Here is a 16,460-nt window from a genome sequence, read left to right on the forward strand (position 1 = left end):
GTGGTTAAACATCTATCTGTGTGCTATAGCTTGCATATTAGCCCGAGGGCGGACGTTCCCGGGATCCGCAAGGGAGCAAAAGCAGCCCCGCACCGTGAAGCTGATGAGAATTTAACTCCAAGGCGTTGCCCGGAGCGGGCTTAAGGTCTTGCGCTGGCCGCGCGGCACCCCTCTTCCAACCCGCGCCTCATTCTGCCGGTGTCAAAGCCTTTTGATTGGCTTGGGAAATTCGCAAATCTCGACCGTCGTTCCGGGCTCCGCTTGCGCGGTCCTGGAATGACTCGATAGGTGTCGATGCCGTCGACGTCGATCAAGAAGGGTCTGGACCTGGGAGCGTCGCAGGAGGCCTGCGGCCTGCGACGCCCTCGGTCCTACCGGAACAGGATCAGCGCCTTTCCGAACGTGATCCACACGCCCCACAGGATCGGCAGGCCGACCGCCGCCCAGGCGAGCGCCGCCGCCGGCGTCAGGCCGCCCCGGCCGATCCCGAACGAGCCGGACGGGCCGGCCGCCGCCGTGTCGGACGGCGCTCCAGCGTCGGCCATGAACCAGCGCTCGGCGAGCGGCCGCACCAGGAGGTTCGCCACGAACCCGGCGGCCAGGAAGCCGGCGAGGATCAGGAGCGTGCGGCCGTAGAGCGCCGCGCCCTGGACCCCCGCATCGACCTGCGCCTGCCGGATCGCGGTCACGACCAGCGGGCCGATCACGCCCGCGGTCGACCAGGCGGTGAGCAGCCGGCCGTGGATCGCGCCGACGAACCGGGTGCCGAACACGTCGGCGAGGTAGGCGGGGATCGTCGCGAAGCCGCCGCCATACATCGACAGGATCACGCAGAAGAACAGCACGAACAGCGCCTTCGAGCCGATGCCGGCCGCCCAGGGCGCGGCCCCGTAGAGCACGCAGCCGAGGGCGAAGAAGGTCGCGTAGGTGGCCTTGCGCCCGATGCGGTCGGAGAGCGTCGCCCAGAAGAACCGGCCGAGGATGTTGAACAGCGACAGGAGCCCGACGAAGCCGGCGGCGATCGCGGCGACCTGCGCCTTCTCCCCGGCATCGAGCTGCCCGAACCCGATGTCGGGCCGGCCGATCAGCGCGCCGCCGAAGATCTCCTGCAGCATCGGCGAGGCGAGCGCCAGCACGCCGATCCCGGCCGAGACGTTCAGGCACAGCATCGCCCAGAGCAGCCAGAATTGCGGCGTCCGGTGCGCGTCGGAGAGGTGGACGTGGCCGCTGGTGATCATGCGGTTGCGCGCGGCCGGCGAGGTCCAGCCCTCGGGCTGCCAGCCGTCCGGCGGCACGCGGTAGCCGAAGGCGCCGCAGAGCATGACGACGAGGTAGCCGGCGCCCATCAGGGCGAGGGTCTGCCACACGCCGGCGGAATCCGGCCCCTTGAAGTGGGTGATGAGCAGGTCGGCGAGCGGCGAGCCGATCATCGCGCCGCCGCCGAAGCCCATGATCGCCATGCCGGTCGCCATGCCGCGCCGGTCCGGGAACCACTTCACCAGGGTCGAGACCGGCGAGATGTAGCCGAGGCCGAGCCCGATGCCGCCGATCAGCCCCATGCCGAGCCAGACCAGCCAGAGCTGGTGCAGGTAGACCCCGAGCGCGCCGACGAGGAAGCCGCCGCCCCAGGCGAGGGCCGCGACGAGGCCGGCCTTGCGCGGCCCGGCGCGCTCGAGCCAGCCGCCGAACAGCGCGGCGGAGAGGCCGAGCATGACGATGCCGATCGAGAACACCAGGACGAGGTCGCTGACGCGCCAGTCGCAGGTCGTGGTGACGAGGGCGGTGGCCAGCCCCATCTCGGGACAGGTCGCCGGGGCCGGCTTGCCGACGCTCAGCGCCCGCGACAAGGGCAGCCAGAACACCGACAGCCCGTACGACATGCCGATGCAGAGATGGATGGCGAGCGCCGCCGGCGGGACGAGCCAGCGGTTGAAGCCGGCGCGCGCGACGATGCGCTCGCGGGTCAGGAGGCCGGGCGAGACGACATCCGGGGAGCGATTGACGACGCGTGCGTCCATGAACGTCCTCCTGGTCCGACCCTGTGTCGGGCCATTCGGCCTGCACGTTTAGGGGCTGATTTTCATCCCCGATAGTCGATCCGCGGCCCGATCGGGTTGCGATCCCTCATCCTTTCGTCGGGAGGGCCGGACGTAATTTCCGTAACGTCATGCCGCCCGAGATCTTTCAGCGCCGGACCCTGAGCCCGCTCGCGACGGCACCGGCCAGCGCGAGGCCGCTCGCCAGCCACAGCACCGTCACGGTGCCGCCGGTATGCAGGTGGCCGAAGATCACCGCCACGACCGCCGCGCCGAGGGACTGGCCCAGCAGCCGCGCGGTGGATTGCATGCCGCTGGCGCCGCCGCTGCGCTCGCGCGGCGCGCTCGTGATGATCACCTTGTTGTTGGGCGACTGGAACAGTCCGAAACCGAGGCCGCACAGGGTCAGCCGCCAGGCGATGGCGAGCGGCGAGGCGTCCGGGCCGACGCTCGCCATCAGGGCGAGGCCGGCCGACAGCGCGACGAGGCCGATGCCGCCGAGCAGGCCCGGCGGGTAGCGGTCGGCCATCCGCCCGGCGAAGGGGGCGATCACCGCGATGGCGATCGGCCAGGGCGTCATCAGGAGCCCGGTCCGGGTGCTCGAGAGGTGCAGCACGTCCTGGAAGTAGAACGGCAGCGCCACGTAGGCCATCATCTGGGCCGAGAACGAGCAGACCGAGCTCACCATCGACAGCGCGAAGACCGGGATGCGCAGGAGGTCGATCGGCAGGAGCGGCGCGGGCAGGCGGGCCTGCATCCACACGAAGGCGGTGCCGACGAGACCCGCCGCCGCCAGGAGGGCGAGCGCCGTGCCCCGCCGCTCCGGCTCGCCGAGCCCGTCGACGCCGGTGATGAGCAGGCAGAAGACCAGCGCGTTGAGGAGCGCGCTCACCCCGTCGAACCGGGCGCCGCTGCGCGGCGTCGCCGGCAGCATCCGGGTGGCCAGCGTCAGCGCCGCGAGGCCGAGCGGCACGTTGACGAGGAACAGCCACGGCCAGCTCGCCACCGACAGGACCGCCGCCGCGACGCTCGGGCCCGCCGCCGAGGCGATCGCCACGATGAGCGCCATGGTGCCGACGCCGCGCCCGATCATCCGATGGGGATAGATGAAGCGCACGAGCGCGATGTTGACGCTCATGATCCCGGCCGCGCCGAGCCCCTGGACGATGCGGGCCGCGACCAGCACCGGCAGCGAGCCGGCGAGCGCGCAGGCGAGCGACGCGGCGGTGAACAGCGCGAGGCCCGTGCAGTAGACCCGCTTGTAGCCGAGGATGTCGCCGAGCGAGGCGAGCGGCAAAAGGGCGGCGGTGACGGCGAGCTGGTAGCCGTTGGTGATGAAGATCGCCGCCCCCGGGCTGACCGCGAGGTCCCGGGCCATCACCGGCAGGGCGACGTTGACGATGGCGCCGTCGAGCACCGCCATCGACATGGCGATGCCGATCGCCAGCATCGCCCACAGCCTCTCCCGGCCCGGCAGGCCGTCGGCCGCCTCCGCCGCCACCGGCCTCGCCGCTCCCGTCATCCGTCCCGCGCCCCTGGCGGGCGCACCTCGCGCCCATGGCGGGCGCGCGATGCGCCCGCCGGAGCCCTAGCCCAAAGCCGCGCCCGCCGCACCGTCTCCGGCCTCATCCCGGCCCTGCGCGGAGGGCGCGGATGCCGAGTGCGACCCGCTGCCCGGCTCCGCGCCGGCAGGCCGCGCGACCCACCCGAACCCTCCTCGCTGAAGGGAAGGGGCTCGCGCGAGCGCCGCGGGTAACCCTGCAAGGGGAAATCCCGCAAACGAGAAGGGCGCGGCCCGCGCTGCGCCCCCTGCCGTGACTCTCCTCGGGCTCAGAACCGGTAGGTGAAGCTGCCCTTCACCGCGTGGTCCTGCGCCCGCGACCCGACCTGGCCGGTATACGACACCCCCAGGGTCGCCGCCGCCGACACCCGCAGGTCCAGGCCCGCCGAGGCGACCAGCGCGTCCCGGGTGATCGGGATCCCCGCCGTCACGAAGCTCGGGCCGGTCCCGAAGGCGAGGAGCGCCGTCGGGATCACGTCCCCGAAGGCGCGCCGGTAGCCGACGAGCCCGTGCAGCGACACCGGAGGCCCGACGCCGAGATCCACCTCGGTCTGGCCGCGCACGCCCGCGGTCAGGGTCGGGATCTCGGAGAGCCGCGAGGCGCCCGCCAGCGCCGCCACGCCGCCCGTCTCCGCGAACCGGGCGCGGTCGATGCCGACATACGCCCCGCCCACGAACGGCTCGATGTACGACGCCGGGACCGGCGCGCCCGGCGTCCGGCCGGGCACCCCCGCCCCGAGCGCGATCCGGTAGCCGATCTCGCCGAAGCCCTGCACCGTCGACCCGCCGTAGCGGGCGCTCTCCGTCTCCGAGAAGCCCGGGAACGCCACGGAGCGGCGCAGCCGCAGGCTGTTGTCGGCGTAAGAAGCGCCGAGCCGCAGGGCGAACGGGCCGGCCTCATAGCCGCCGTAGACGCCGCCGAACCCGCTCTCGATCGTGCCGCTCGCGGTCTGGCCGGGCGCGTCGAGGTTGGTGCGGGTGTAGCCGCCGGCGACGCCGAGCCGGATCCCGCCCTCGAGCCGCACATCGGCGCCGAGCACGAAGCCGGCGGTGTCGCGGTTGAGCGTCACCGCGTTGCCGTCGCCGCGCGCCTGGCCGAAGCTGCCGAAGCCCTGGCCCCACAGGCCGAACACCCGCGGGTCGAGCACCCGCACCGGCACCGGAGCCGCACGGCCGGGCAGGTCGGCGGTGTAGGTGGCGGGCAGGTTTCCGTAGTCGCGGGTGCCCTCGCCGGACCAGCGCAGCCGGTCGAGGATCGCTTCGCGCACGAAGAAGGCGGTCTCGTAGGACGCCGAGACCGCGCTCGCGTGGATGTCGCCGGTGAGCGCCCGGAAGGCGGCGACGGCGTCCGGCGTGGTGAGGCCCACCGTGCGGTCGTAGATGGCCGCGCCGGCGCCGGCGCCCTGGATCGCGGCGGCGACCGCGGCCTGGTTGCGGGTCCGGGCGATGGACGCGAAGGCGACGTCGTTGCGGGTCAGCGTGAGGTCGACCTGCGTCGGCTGGTAGCGCAGGGTCGGGGTGAGGAAGGCGAGGGTGGCGGTGACGCCCGCGAAGGTGCCGGAGACGCCGCCACCCGCCGACAGGATGGTGTAGCCGGTGCGCGGGGCGTAGGTGCCGGTCTGCGCCAGGACCTGGACGGTGCCGCCCTGGAGGGTGGCGGCTCCCGTGACGGCGAGGCGGTCGGACCGGCCGCTCGCATCGGCCTCGACCTGGACGGTCGAGCCTGCCGCGAAGGCGGCGTTGCCGGCGACCGTCAGGGTGCCGATGGAATTGCCGGGGGCGACCGTGGCGCCGCCTTGCGCCACGACCCCGCCCACCGTGCCGGTGCCGCCGAGGCGGGCGCCCTGGCCGACCGTGACGACCGAGCCGGCGAGCGAGCCGTTCACCGCGAGGCCGCCGCCGAGTACCGCCGTGGCGCCGGTGAGGCTGCTCTGGCCGGTCAGGGTCAGGGTGCCGGCGTTGAGCTTGGTCAGGCTGCCGGTGCCCGAGAGGGCGTTGGCCATGGCGGCGTCGCCAGCCTGGTCGAGAACCAGGCTGGCGTCGGTGCGGATCGCGCCGGTGCCGAAGGCCTGGGCGTGGCCGACGAGGGCCCCGCCCGAGACCGTGGTGCCGCCCGCATACGTGTTGGTGCCGGTGAGCACCAGGGTGCCGGTGCCGGCCTTGGTGAGCGAGCCCGCTCCCCCGATGTCGTTGCGCCAGGTGTCGAAGGCCGAGTACCCGCCCTGCGCCGCGTCCATTGTCACGGTGACGTTGCGGTGGAGAGCGCCGTAGCCGTCGTTGGCGGCGTAGAGGTTCAGCCGGCCCCAGCCGTCATAGGTGTTGCCGCTGAGCACGGGATAGCCGGAGGGCAGGCCGGTGCTCGCCAGCACCTCGGTCCGCTGCGCGTCGGTGAGGTAGGGGAAGCGGGTGAGGAGCAGCACCTGCGCCTGGAGCGGCACGTCGGCGGCGGTCATCGGCGCGACGGTGCCGCCCGGCTGGAAGCCGTAGGTCAGGCGGGCGGTCCAGTCCGCCTTGTTCTGCGCCGCGTTGCCGAACGCGTCGCTCGCGCCGGAGGCCGCGTTGAGGCAGGCGGCGACGCTCGACGCGCCGCAGGCGGAGGCGAGATACGCCTGGGTCTGCCGGTAGGCCTGGTAGACCCCGTAGGCCGTCGCGTTCGCCGGATTGGTCCAGTCGACCCGGTTGCCGCCGGCATCGTAGAGCGCGCCGTAGAGGTTGGTAGCGACGATCGCCGTCGATTCCATCCGGCCGCCCATGACGTCGAAGGGCGAGTGCATGCCCGACAGGATGCGGTTGTTGCCGAGCTCGGAGGCGCGGGTCAGGAGCTGCTGCGCCCGCTGCGGCACCAGGAAGGCGGTCGCGAGCGCCTGCAGGTAGCCCGAATTGGTGTGGCCGCTCGGATAGGCGCCGTCGGCGTAGGGGTTGGTGCTGTTGATGATCGGCTGGAGCAGCGCCGGCACGTTGACGGCGGTGGAGACCCGGTAGGGCCGCGGCGAGGTGCCGATGCCTGGCACGTAGTCGCCGACCGAGAAGGTGGCCGGGGTGAAGGTGGCACCCGAGAAGGTGCCGACGTTGGGCACGGTGAGCGGCCGCCCGCCATTGGCGTCGATCATCGCCTGCGTGACCGTGAAGCCGCGCACCCACCTGTCCGCCGTGCCGTAGACCGCCGGGACGGTGAAGTTCGACAGGTAGGTCGGCACCACCAGGCCCGCGGTGTCGCGGGTCGAGAGGCCGGCCTTGTTCGTCGTCGCGCTGTAGTTGTTGAAGCGGGCGTCGAGCGGGTTGATGGCCGGGTTGTCGCCCTGGTAGCGGGCGAAGATGCGCTTGGCCGGCTCGGTCGAGGCGTTGGCGCGCGCGATGGTGTTGATGAAGTCGACCGCCGCGGCGAGCGGCGTCGCCGTCCCGTTGCCGAAGGTCGTCGCGCCCGCGCTGGCGTCGTTGCCGGTGCGGATGTTCGCCGCGTAATCGGCGAGCGTCGTGGTCACGTACGTCGTCGGCGTCAGGCTCGTCGGCGCCGTGCCGGTGAACGACGCGCCGGCTCCCGTGAGGTAGGCCGAGGTCAGCGGCCCGAGGCCGTTGAGGATGCTGTAGGCCTGGCCCGTGCGGTCGTCGTGGATCGCCGCCAGGGTCTGCGCGTCGCTGCGCCCCTGCGTCAGGGTGACGACGGTCCGGTAGTTCCGGGTCAGCGCCGCCGGGTCGCCGGTCTGGAGCCCGTTATAGGAATCGAGCACGCGGTTGAGCACCGTGCCGGGATTGACCGAGGTGCTGTTGGCAAAGCCCACCGACGGCGAGGTCGGTACGCCCTGCGCCCACGCATGCGCCGGGAAGAGACATGTCGCCGCGAGCAGCGCGACGTTGAGTTTCGATTGCATAGCCCCTCACAGATCGTTCTCTGTGCCGGGGCGGCGCCTAGCTTGGCCGTATGAAGTCTCGATGACGGAGGGCCCGGCAGCAATATCGAGAAACGATGTGCCGGGACTCGGCCCTCATGGGACGATCGAAGTCTCTCGGGAGATGACCGGCCGCGACCCGATGAGGTTCGTCCCCGGCGGAGCAGTGCTGCCGCCGGTCCGTCGACGCCCCGCGCGGGATAGGCCGCTCCCGCGGCAAGTCTCCCGCGGCAAGTCTCCCGCCAGCCGCGACCGGCACGAGCGTCGCCGGGGACGGTCGGCCGATGCAAGGCCGCCCGGGATCGATCCGGTCCCGGGCGGCGCGGTAGTCCAGGTGCGCGGTCGCAGCGCCCGCGATACCGGCCCGCGACGTCGGGAGTACGTGATAAGCTCGCCCTCACGCCGCCCGGACGGTGTCGAGGAAACGCCTGACCTCGGCGCCGAGGTGCCCGGATTGGCGCGACAGCTCGGAGGAGGCCGAGAGAACCAGGCCGGCCGACACCCCGGACTGCTCGGCGGCGCTCGCCACCGTGGCGACGTTGTGGGTGACCTCGTCGGTCCCGGCGGCGGCGTGGGAGACGTTGCGGACGATCTCCTGGGTCGCCGCGCCCTGCTCCTCCACCGCCGCGGCGATCGAGGTCGCGACGCCTGAAATCTCCTCGATTCGCGCGGTGATCTTGCCGATCGCGCCGGCCGCCTGGCCCGTCGAGGCCTGGATCGCCGCGATCTGGCTCGTGATCTCCTCGGTCGCCTTCGCGGTCTGGCCGGCGAGTTCCTTGACCTCCGCGGCCACCACCGCGAAGCCGCGGCCGGCGGCACCCGCGCGCGCCGCCTCGATCGTGGCGTTCAGCGCCAGCAGGTTCGTCTGCGAGGCAATCGAGGAGATCAGCCCGACCACGTCGCCGATGCGGGCGGTCGCCTCGGTCAGCGCCCGGACCTGGTGGGCGGTCTGCCCGGCCTCGGCGACCGCGGCCTGCGCCAGCCTGGCCGAGCCGTCGACCTGGCGGCCGATCTCCTGGACCGAGGCGCCGAGCTCCTCGGCGGCTTCCGCCACCGCGCCGACATTGGCGGCGGCCTGCGCGGCCGCGGCGGCGACGCCGGTGGACTGGCTCGCGGTCTGGGTCGCGGTCGCCGTCATGGCCTGGGCGGTGGCCTGGAGCTCCGCCGCCGAGGCCGAGACCTGGCCGACGATGCCGCCGACGGCGCGCTCGAAGGCGTCCGCCATCTGGCGCATGCCGGCGCGGCGCTGCTCCTCCGCCGAGGCGCGGGCGAGCGCCGTCTCCTCCTCGAGCGCGCGTGCGCGCACCATGCTCTCCTTGAACACCTGCACGGCGCCCGCCATCGCGCCGATCTCGTCGCGCCGGCCCCGCGCCGGCACCGCCTCGTCGAGCCGGCCGGCGGCGAGGGCGCCCATGCTGGCGGAGAGCCCGATCAGGGGCTTGGCGATGCTCCGCCCGATCAGCGTGGCGGCCGCGCCGACGAGGAGCGCCACCAGGGCTGCGCCGGCGACGAGGTTCCACAGCGTGGCGTGGACCTGGGCCGCGGTGTCGTCGGCGTAGATGCCGGTTCCGACGACCCAGCCCCAGGGCTGGAAGCTGCGGGCGTAGGACACCTTCTCGACCGGCACGTCGGAGCCCGGCTTCGGCCACCAGTAGGTCTCGAACGCGGCGCCGTTCGCCTCGACCTTGCGCATCATCTCGGCGAAGAACTTGCGGCCGGACGGCTCGGCGAGGCCGCTGACGTCGCGCCCGACCAGCTTGGGATCGGCGTGCGCGATCAGCCGCGACTGCATGTCGTTGACCCAGAAGAACTCGCCGGTGCCGTACCGCAGGTTGCCGACCGCGGCCGCCGCGGTCTTCTGGGCCGCCTCCCGGGTCATCCGCCCGGCGCGCTCCTCGGCCTCGAAATGGGCGAGGACGCCGTGGGCGGCATCGACCAGGTCCTTGGTCTTGAGGGCCCGGGCGTTGGTGATCGCCCCGGCGAGGTCGTAGGCCGCGAGGCCGAGGATGAGGGCGAGCCCGACGAGCGCGACCCCGGTCAGGGCCTGGATCCGGGCGGCGATCTTGAGCGACATGGAGGGCCTTGCAAGGAGGGGGCCGGTCCTCGCGCCCGATCGTTCGGGGCGCGGGGCCGGTCGCGGCGATCGAGGATCGGGCGGCAGACCCGTGCCGCACGGCGCTCCGGATCGGGCGTGCCCCAACTCGATCGGGTACGAGGCGATCATGCAGCCTAACAGTTACGAGGACGATAACGCATGGTCAGCTATCCGACTCTCGCCGCCGCCGGCAGGTTGCGCCGAGCAAACCGGGCGGCGCGCGCCGACGGGCCGCGAGGTGTGGCGGCGACGCCCGGGCCCGAAGACGTGCGGCCGGCGGCGTTACGGACATTCGGCAGCGCGACGGCCGGCCCGTCGTCGCATCAACCTCAGTGTCGGGGCCCCGCCGTAAGAGTTTGTTCGGGAGTGGTCCTGTAATCGGGGAGGGCAGCCAGGCCGTGCGGTGACCGGGAGGAAGCGATGCCCGACGAGAGGACCTTCGTCCTCGTGACCGACAGGCCCGATCGCAGCGCTGCGATCAGCGCGGCCCTGCGGGGCATCGGAATCTGCGACGTCGTCGGCCCCGAGGAGACGTGGCGCGACCGCCGGACGCTGGCCGGGGTGGTCTCCGACATGACGCTGGCGCGCCCTGAGACGGACCACTGCCTGCGCACGCTGCAGCGCCGCTACGCCGACCGCAACCTGCCGGTGATCTGCCTCCTACGCAAGGCGACGCAGGACGCGCTGCGCCACGCCAAGACCCTCGGGGCGACGGTGTGCATGCCGGCCTACGTGCCGCCCGAGACCATCATCGCCGCGCTCGCCAACCAGGTCGGGATCATCGCCGGCAATGCCGAGCAGGCGGTGAGCCAGGGGGTGGTCCGGGCCGGCGAGGCGCTGAACGGCCTCCTGGCCGAGGCGAGGGCGGGCCAGCCGATCCGCATGGGCGCCGTCGAGGCCGGCCTCGGCCCGATCCTGACCGCGGTGCAGGAGGGCGGGCTCGCCCGCTGGCTCGACACGGTCTGGACCCACGACGACGCCACCTACCAGCACTGCCTGCTGGTGGCCGGCCTGTCGGCGCAGTTCGCCCTGCATCTGGGCTTTCGCCACGACGACCAGTTCCGCTTCGTGCGCGCCGCGCTGATCCACGACGTCGGCAAGGCCCGCATCCCGCTCGAGATCCTCAACAAGCCCGGCCGGCTCGACCCCGACGAGATGACGGTGATGCGCACCCACGCGGCCATCGGCCACGAGGTGCTGCGGGCGGGCGGCGAGCGCGACCCGCTGACCCTCGCGGCGGTCCGCCACCACCACGAGATGCTCGACGGCTCGGGCTACCCGGACGGGCTCGCCGGCAACCAGATCGGCGACATGGTGCGCCTGCTCACCATCTGCGACATCTACGCCGCCCTCACCGAGCGCCGGCCCTACAAGGCCCCGATGAAGATGGCCGACGCGATGGCGATCCTCGCCGGCATGGACGGCAAGCTGGAATCCGGCCTGGTGCAGTCCTTCGGCGAGGCGATGCGCGCGGCGGCGTAAAGGAGGCCCCCTCACGCCTTGCGATCACCGGAGGCCTGCGCGGGATCGCATCTCCGGACCCTCCCTTCGTCCGTCCGCTGGGATTGGCGGTGCGCTCGGCGGCGCACCGGCCTCACGCCGTGCGCCGCGCGTCGGCCCGCAGGAGGTCCGCGAACGCCCCGGCGGGCATCGGCCGGCCGAACAGGTAGCCCTGGGCCTCCTCGCAGCCCTCCGCCCGCAGCCGCTGGGCCGTCGTCTCGCATTCGATCCCCTCCGCGATCACCGCGAGGCCGAAGCTGCGGCCGAGGGTCAGCACCGATTGCACGATCGCCCGGTCCTGCGCCGAGCCCTCCATGCCCTGCACGAAGGAGCGGTCGATCTTCAGCCGCGTCAGCGGGAAGCGCTTGAGCAGGCTCAGGGAGGCGTAGCCGGTGCCGAAATCGTCGAAGGCGAGGCCGACGCCGAGGTCGCGCAGGGCCCGCAGCGGGGCGATCAGGGCCTCGTCGTGCTGGAGGATGATGGTCTCGGTGATCTCGATCTCGAGGGCGGAGCCCGGCAGCCCCGACTCGGCGAGCGCCGCCCGGACCTCGTCGACGAGGCTCGCCGAGTGGAACTGCGCGCTGAACAGGTTGACGCCGACGCGCAGGTCGGGCGCCCCGGCCCGGCGCCACGCGGCTCCTTGCGCACAGGCCGTGCGCAGCACCCACCGGCCCACCGGCGCGGCGAGCCGGCTCGCCTCGAGGGGCGCCAGGAACTCCCCGGGGGCGAGCAGGCCGAGCCGGGGGTGGCGCCAGCGGATCAGCGCCTCGGCGCCGATGAGCCGGCGGTCCCCCAGGGCGACCTGCGGCTGGTAGTACAGCTCGAACTCGCCGGCCGCGAGCGCGCGCGGCAGTTCCTGCTGGCGCGCGGTCCAGGCCAGGGTGGCGTCGCGCAGGGACGGGGCGAACACCCGGTGGCAGTGCCGCCCGGCGCGCTTGGCCTCGTAGAGGGCCATGTCGGCGCAGGCGATCAGCTCGTCGGTGAGCGGCCCGTGGAGCGGGCTCGCCGCGATGCCGATGCTGGCGCCGAGATGGATGGTCTGGCCCTCGACCGCGAACGGCTCGGAGAGGCTGTGCAGGATCGTCTCGGCGAAGGCGGCCGCGTCCGCGGGCTCGCCGCGCCCGGGCAGCAGGATCGCGAACTCGTCGCCGCCCATCCGGGCGACGAGGCCGTCCCGGCCGATGCAGGCCGCGAGGCGCGCGCCGGCCTGGCGGATCAGGTCGTCGCCGGCCTCGTGGCCCAGGGTGTCGTTGACCTTCTTGAAGCCGTCGAGGTCGATCATCAGGGCGGCGGCCGGGGCGTCGGGCGCGGCCGCGACGCGCGCCATCGCCAGGGCGAGGCCGCGGCGGTTGCTCATCCCGGTGAGGCCGTCGGTCTCGGCCTGCCGGCGCAGGGTCTCCATCAGGCGCGCCCGCTCGCGCATCCGCTCCTCCAGCACCGCGAGCGCGTCGAACAGGCGCCGGATCCCGGTGATGCGGATCGCCGGCGCGGCGCGGGCGGGGCCGTCCGGCCGTTCGCCCTCGCGCGGGGCCTCGCCCCGGGAGAGGGCCACGACGAATTCCCGCGCGGAGAGGAGCGGACGCAGCACCGAGGCGTTCAGCGACTGGAGCAGGAAGGCCAGCAGCGCCAACACGACGACGGCGCCGCAGGCCACCGCGACGAGCCGCCGGCGCATCGCGTCGCGCTCGGCCGCGAAGCCCTCGACCATGCCGGCGAGGTAGCGGTCGCGCAGGGCCTCGACCGGCTTCAAGGTCGGCACGTAGCGGTGGGTGAGCTCGTCGGCGGTGAGCGAGTAGCGGCCGGTCCCGCGCCCCTCCGCGATCGTCGCCTCGATGAGCGCGAGGCCGCGCCCGGCGAAGGTCGCCTCGACCGTGCCGAACAGCGTCTCGAGGGGCTGCCCGTGCCCGAACGCCGCCTGCCCGCGCAACAGCCGCAGCAGCTCCAGGATGCGGCCCCGCATCTGCGTGGCGTCCGCGAGCTGGCGGATGTCGAGCGGACGGTGCACGGCGACCGCCGGGATGAGGGCGGAGCCGATCCGGCCGCCATACTCGCGCAGGTCGCTCACCACGTGGGCGACGAGGGCCGGGCCGGCAAGCGACGGATCGGCCCGGCCGATCTCGCGGATCTCCCAGGCGACCGCGTCCTGGAACGTGTCGACCGCGGCGACCATCCGGGCGATCGCGCCCGTGATGTCCTCGAGGCTCCTCTCCGCCGCCGGCAGGCCGGCCACCCGGTCCACCTCCTGCCGCGCCTCGGCCAGCCGGGACGCCGTCGCCGAGAGGAAGCGGTAGGGCAGGGTGGACACGGCGGCGCCCGCCGCCGCGTCGAGCCCGCCCAGGGCCGCGAGCGCGCCGTCGCTCGCCGCCCGGAACGCGGCGAGCCGGGCCAGGGCGGCCGGATCGCTGCCGGGCGGGATCGACATCGCGACGTTCGCCGGCCCGCGCTCCGCCGAGAGGCGGTTGGCGGCCTCGAAGACTTGCCCGAGCCGGCTGACGCGGGCGAGATTGTCCTGGCTGTCGCGGTAGGCGGTGGCGGAGGGGCCGACGACGAGGGCCGTCAGGGCGAGCAGGCTTCCCGCGAGGGCGATCGCGGTGATCCACAGCCGGTGCCCGAGATCGAGGGCGCGGCCCTGCCGCCGCAGCCGCCTCCAGCCGGATCGGCCCAGGGTCGCGAACCTCGCCGGAGATGAGTGACGCACGGTGCCCCTCGGTAGTCTCGTCGGCGACGCTCGGGAAGCCGCGACCGATGCCGATGCTCTAAGGGGGATTCATTGCCGATTGCTTAGGTCTTGCTGGCGGAGGGCCGGTGAGGCGCCGGATCCGCTCGTCCGGCCGGCGTCGGTCAGGGCGCCGCCGCGAGCGCCGCCGCGAGGCGGCGGATGCCGGCGCGGATCGTCTCGGGCCCGCTGCCGGCGAAGCCCAGCACCAGCCCGGCCCGGTCCGGGCGGTTCGCCGCCTCGTGGTAGGTCGGACCGACCGGGTAGACGCCGATGCCCGCCGCCCGGGCGGCCGCCGCCATCGCGGCCTCGCGGCCGGCCGGCACCTGCGGGAACCAGGCGACGAGGTGCAGCCCCGCCGCCGCGCCCTCCACGCGCACCGCCGGACCGAAGCTCTCCGCGAGCGCCGCCAGCAGGGCGGCGCGCCTCTCGGCGTTGCGGCGCCGGACTTGGCGCAGGTGGCGCTCGTAGCCGCCCTCCGCGAGGAAGCGGGCGAGCGCCGCCTGCTCCAGCCCCGGCGCCTGCCGGTCGGCGAGGCGCTTGGCCTCCGCGAAGGCCGCGCCCAGGGCCGGCGGCACCACGAGGTAGCCGAGGCGCAGCTGCGGCGAGAGGGTCTTGGAGATCGTGCCGACGTAGATCACGCGGCCGGTGCGATCGAGGCCGAGCAGGGCCTCCACGGGCCTCGCGTCGAAGCGGTACTCGCCGTCGTAATCGTCCTCGACGATCGTCGCGCCGCTCGCCTCCGCCCAGTCCAGCAGCGCCTGCCGGCGGGCGGCGGGCAGCACGCCGCCGAGGGGGAACTGGTGCGAGGGCGTGACGTAGGCGAGCCGCGCGCCTCCGATCGCCGCGAGGTCCCCGGTCCGCAGGCCATCGGCATCGACCGGAACCGGGACGATCGCCGCTCCGGCGGCGGAGAACACCCCGCGCGCCGCGCGGTAGCCCGGCTCCTCCATCACCACCCGGTCGCCGGGATCGACGAGGAGCCGGGCGCAGAGGTCGATCCCCTGCTGCGAGCCGTTGACCACCACGATCTGGTCGAGGCCGCAGCGCAGGCCCCGGGCGCGCCACAGATAGGCCTGGAGCGCCGCCCGGAGCTCCGGCAGGCCGCGCGGGTCGCCGTAGCCGAGCCGGGCCGGCCGGCGCAGCAGGGCGGCGTTGAGCGCGCGCCGCCAGGCCAGCGCCGGGAAGTCCTCGCCCGAGAGGTCGCCGGTGCGGAAGTCGATCGCCGGCGCCGGCGCGTCGTCGGGAGGGGGCATCGCGAGGATCCGCCGCCCGAAGGCCGACAGGCGCTGCGGCGGCGCGGCGGCGGCCTCGCGCGGCCCGGGATCCGGCCGGAGGCCGGCGGCGACCCGCGTGCGGCCGCCCGGCCGCGTCTCGAGATAGCCCTCGGCGATCAGCTGGTCGTAGGCCGCCGTCACGGTGGTGCGCGACACCCCGAGCTCGGCGGCGAGCGCCCGCGTCGAGGGCAGGGCGCTTCCGGGCGGACAGGTGCCGTCGGCGATCTGCGCCTTCAGGTCGGCGCCGATCCGGGCGCTGACGGACAGGGCGCGGGGAGAGGATGCGTCCAGGCCGGCCCACCTTTTTCGGCGTGATCTCCCGACCACAATGGGCCGGTTCCGGGCGGAGGACCAGGGGCCCGGCGCCGCCAGCGCGGTTGTGCCGCGAGGCGCCCCCGTTTGCGCCCGGTACGAACCTTGCTCCAGTATGGCCCGGGACGATCCGGGACGGGGCATGGCGGAACTGAGAAGCCTGGAGATCTTCTACTGGACCGCCTCGCTGTGCAGCTTCCGCAAGGCGGCGGAGCGGATGAACACCTCGCAGCCGGCGGTGTCGCAGCGCATCGCCGCGCTGGAGCAGGAATTCGGCGTGACCCTGTTCGAGCGGCGCGCCCGCTCGGTCGTGCTGACCGCCAAGGGGCGCGACCTGCTCGCGTACGCCGAGCGCTTCCTGCGCCTGCGCACCGAGATGATGCAGGCGGTGGCCGGGCCCGGCTCGCTGCGCGGCGTGCTGCGTCTCGGCGTCTCGGAGACCATCGTCCACACCTGGCTGATGCGCTTCATCGCGCGCATGAACGAGGCCTATCCGGGCGTCACCGTCGACATCGCGGTCGACATCTCGCCCAACATGCGCGACGCGCTCCTGAACCGCGACCTCGACCTCGCCTTCCTGGTCGGGCCGATCACCATGCCGAGCCTCGTCAACCTGCCGCTGTGCAGCGTGTCGCTCGCCTGGATCGCCGCGCCGGGGCTCGATCTCGGCCCGGGCGAGGTCAGCCTCGCGCGCCTGCTGCGCCATCCGCTGATCACCTACCCGAAGAACACCAACCCCTACGTCTCGTTGCGCGAGATGCTGGCGCAGTCGAACCTGCCGCCGCCGCGCCTGCACAGCAACGCGTCCCTCTCCACCATCGTCCGGATGGCGCGGGAGGGCATCGGCATCGGGGTGATCCCGCCGGAGGTGGTGCGCCAGGACCTCGAGGCGGGCTCCCTGCGGGTGATCGCCCCGGCGCCGGCGCTCCCCGACATCGACTTCACCGCCACCTATGCCAGCGCGCCCGATTGCGGGCTCGCCGCCACGGCGGCGCGGCTCGCCGCCGAGGTCGCGGCCTCGCCCGAGTGGCGCCGATGAACCTGGCGCCGCCCCCGGACCGCGATAAGCCGGGCTT

Annotated in this window: 8 protein-coding genes; 2 read left to right on the forward strand and 6 right to left on the reverse strand. The window is 73.7% G+C overall.

The window, feature by feature from the left end; translation table 11 throughout:
* Positions 1 to 371: 371 nt before the first annotated feature.
* From DK419_RS21915 to DK419_RS21930, 4 genes are all read right to left on the reverse strand, one after another.
* Entirely contained in the window at positions 372 to 2,018 is a 1,647-nt protein-coding gene (locus DK419_RS21915; protein ID WP_109960971.1) for an OFA family MFS transporter, read from the reverse strand.
* 166 nt (positions 2,019 to 2,184) lie between these two features.
* Positions 2,185 to 3,558 (reverse strand): MFS transporter, encoded by a 1,374-nt coding sequence (locus tag DK419_RS21920; RefSeq protein ID WP_109960972.1) that lies wholly within the window; start codon positions 3,556 to 3,558, stop codon positions 2,185 to 2,187.
* Positions 3,559 to 3,866: 308 nt separating this feature from the next.
* Entirely contained in the window at positions 3,867 to 7,466 is a 3,600-nt protein-coding gene (locus DK419_RS21925; RefSeq protein WP_245442620.1) for an autotransporter family protein, read from the reverse strand.
* 415 nt (positions 7,467 to 7,881) lie between these two features.
* Positions 7,882 to 9,558, reverse strand: a complete 1,677-nt coding sequence (locus DK419_RS21930) for a methyl-accepting chemotaxis protein (RefSeq protein ID WP_109960973.1) — start codon at positions 9,556 to 9,558, stop codon at positions 7,882 to 7,884.
* Positions 9,559 to 9,999: 441 nt separating this feature from the next.
* Here DK419_RS21930 and DK419_RS21935 point away from each other — a divergent pair, with 441 nt between their 5' ends.
* The gene (locus DK419_RS21935; protein ID WP_109960974.1) at positions 10,000 to 11,061 is read left to right on the forward strand and encodes an HD-GYP domain-containing protein; all 1,062 of its coding nucleotides are present in this window, start codon (positions 10,000 to 10,002) and stop codon (positions 11,059 to 11,061) included.
* 112 nt (positions 11,062 to 11,173) lie between these two features.
* Here the strand turns inward: DK419_RS21935 and DK419_RS21940 are convergent, their stop codons facing one another.
* Together DK419_RS21940 and pdxR are read right to left on the reverse strand one after the other, a co-directional pair.
* The gene (locus tag DK419_RS21940; RefSeq protein ID WP_245442621.1) at positions 11,174 to 13,777 is read right to left on the reverse strand and encodes a putative bifunctional diguanylate cyclase/phosphodiesterase; all 2,604 of its coding nucleotides are present in this window, start codon (positions 13,775 to 13,777) and stop codon (positions 11,174 to 11,176) included.
* A gap of 143 nt (positions 13,778 to 13,920) precedes the next feature.
* On the reverse strand, positions 13,921 to 15,399 hold the full coding sequence (gene pdxR / locus DK419_RS21945; RefSeq protein ID WP_245442622.1) for a MocR-like pyridoxine biosynthesis transcription factor PdxR: 1,479 nt from the start codon (positions 15,397 to 15,399) through the stop codon (positions 13,921 to 13,923).
* Positions 15,400 to 15,526: 127 nt separating this feature from the next.
* On the opposite strand from pdxR, the gene DK419_RS21950 reads away from it, so the two are divergent.
* Positions 15,527 to 16,423 carry a LysR family transcriptional regulator gene (locus DK419_RS21950; RefSeq protein WP_109960976.1) on the forward strand — a complete coding sequence of 299 codons (897 nt, stop codon included), beginning with the start codon at positions 15,527 to 15,529 and terminating at the stop codon, positions 16,421 to 16,423.
* Positions 16,424 to 16,460: the final 37 nt, after the last annotated feature.

It is taken from the genome of Methylobacterium terrae (assembly GCF_003173755.1).
GTDB lineage: Bacteria > Pseudomonadota > Alphaproteobacteria > Rhizobiales > Beijerinckiaceae > Methylobacterium > Methylobacterium terrae.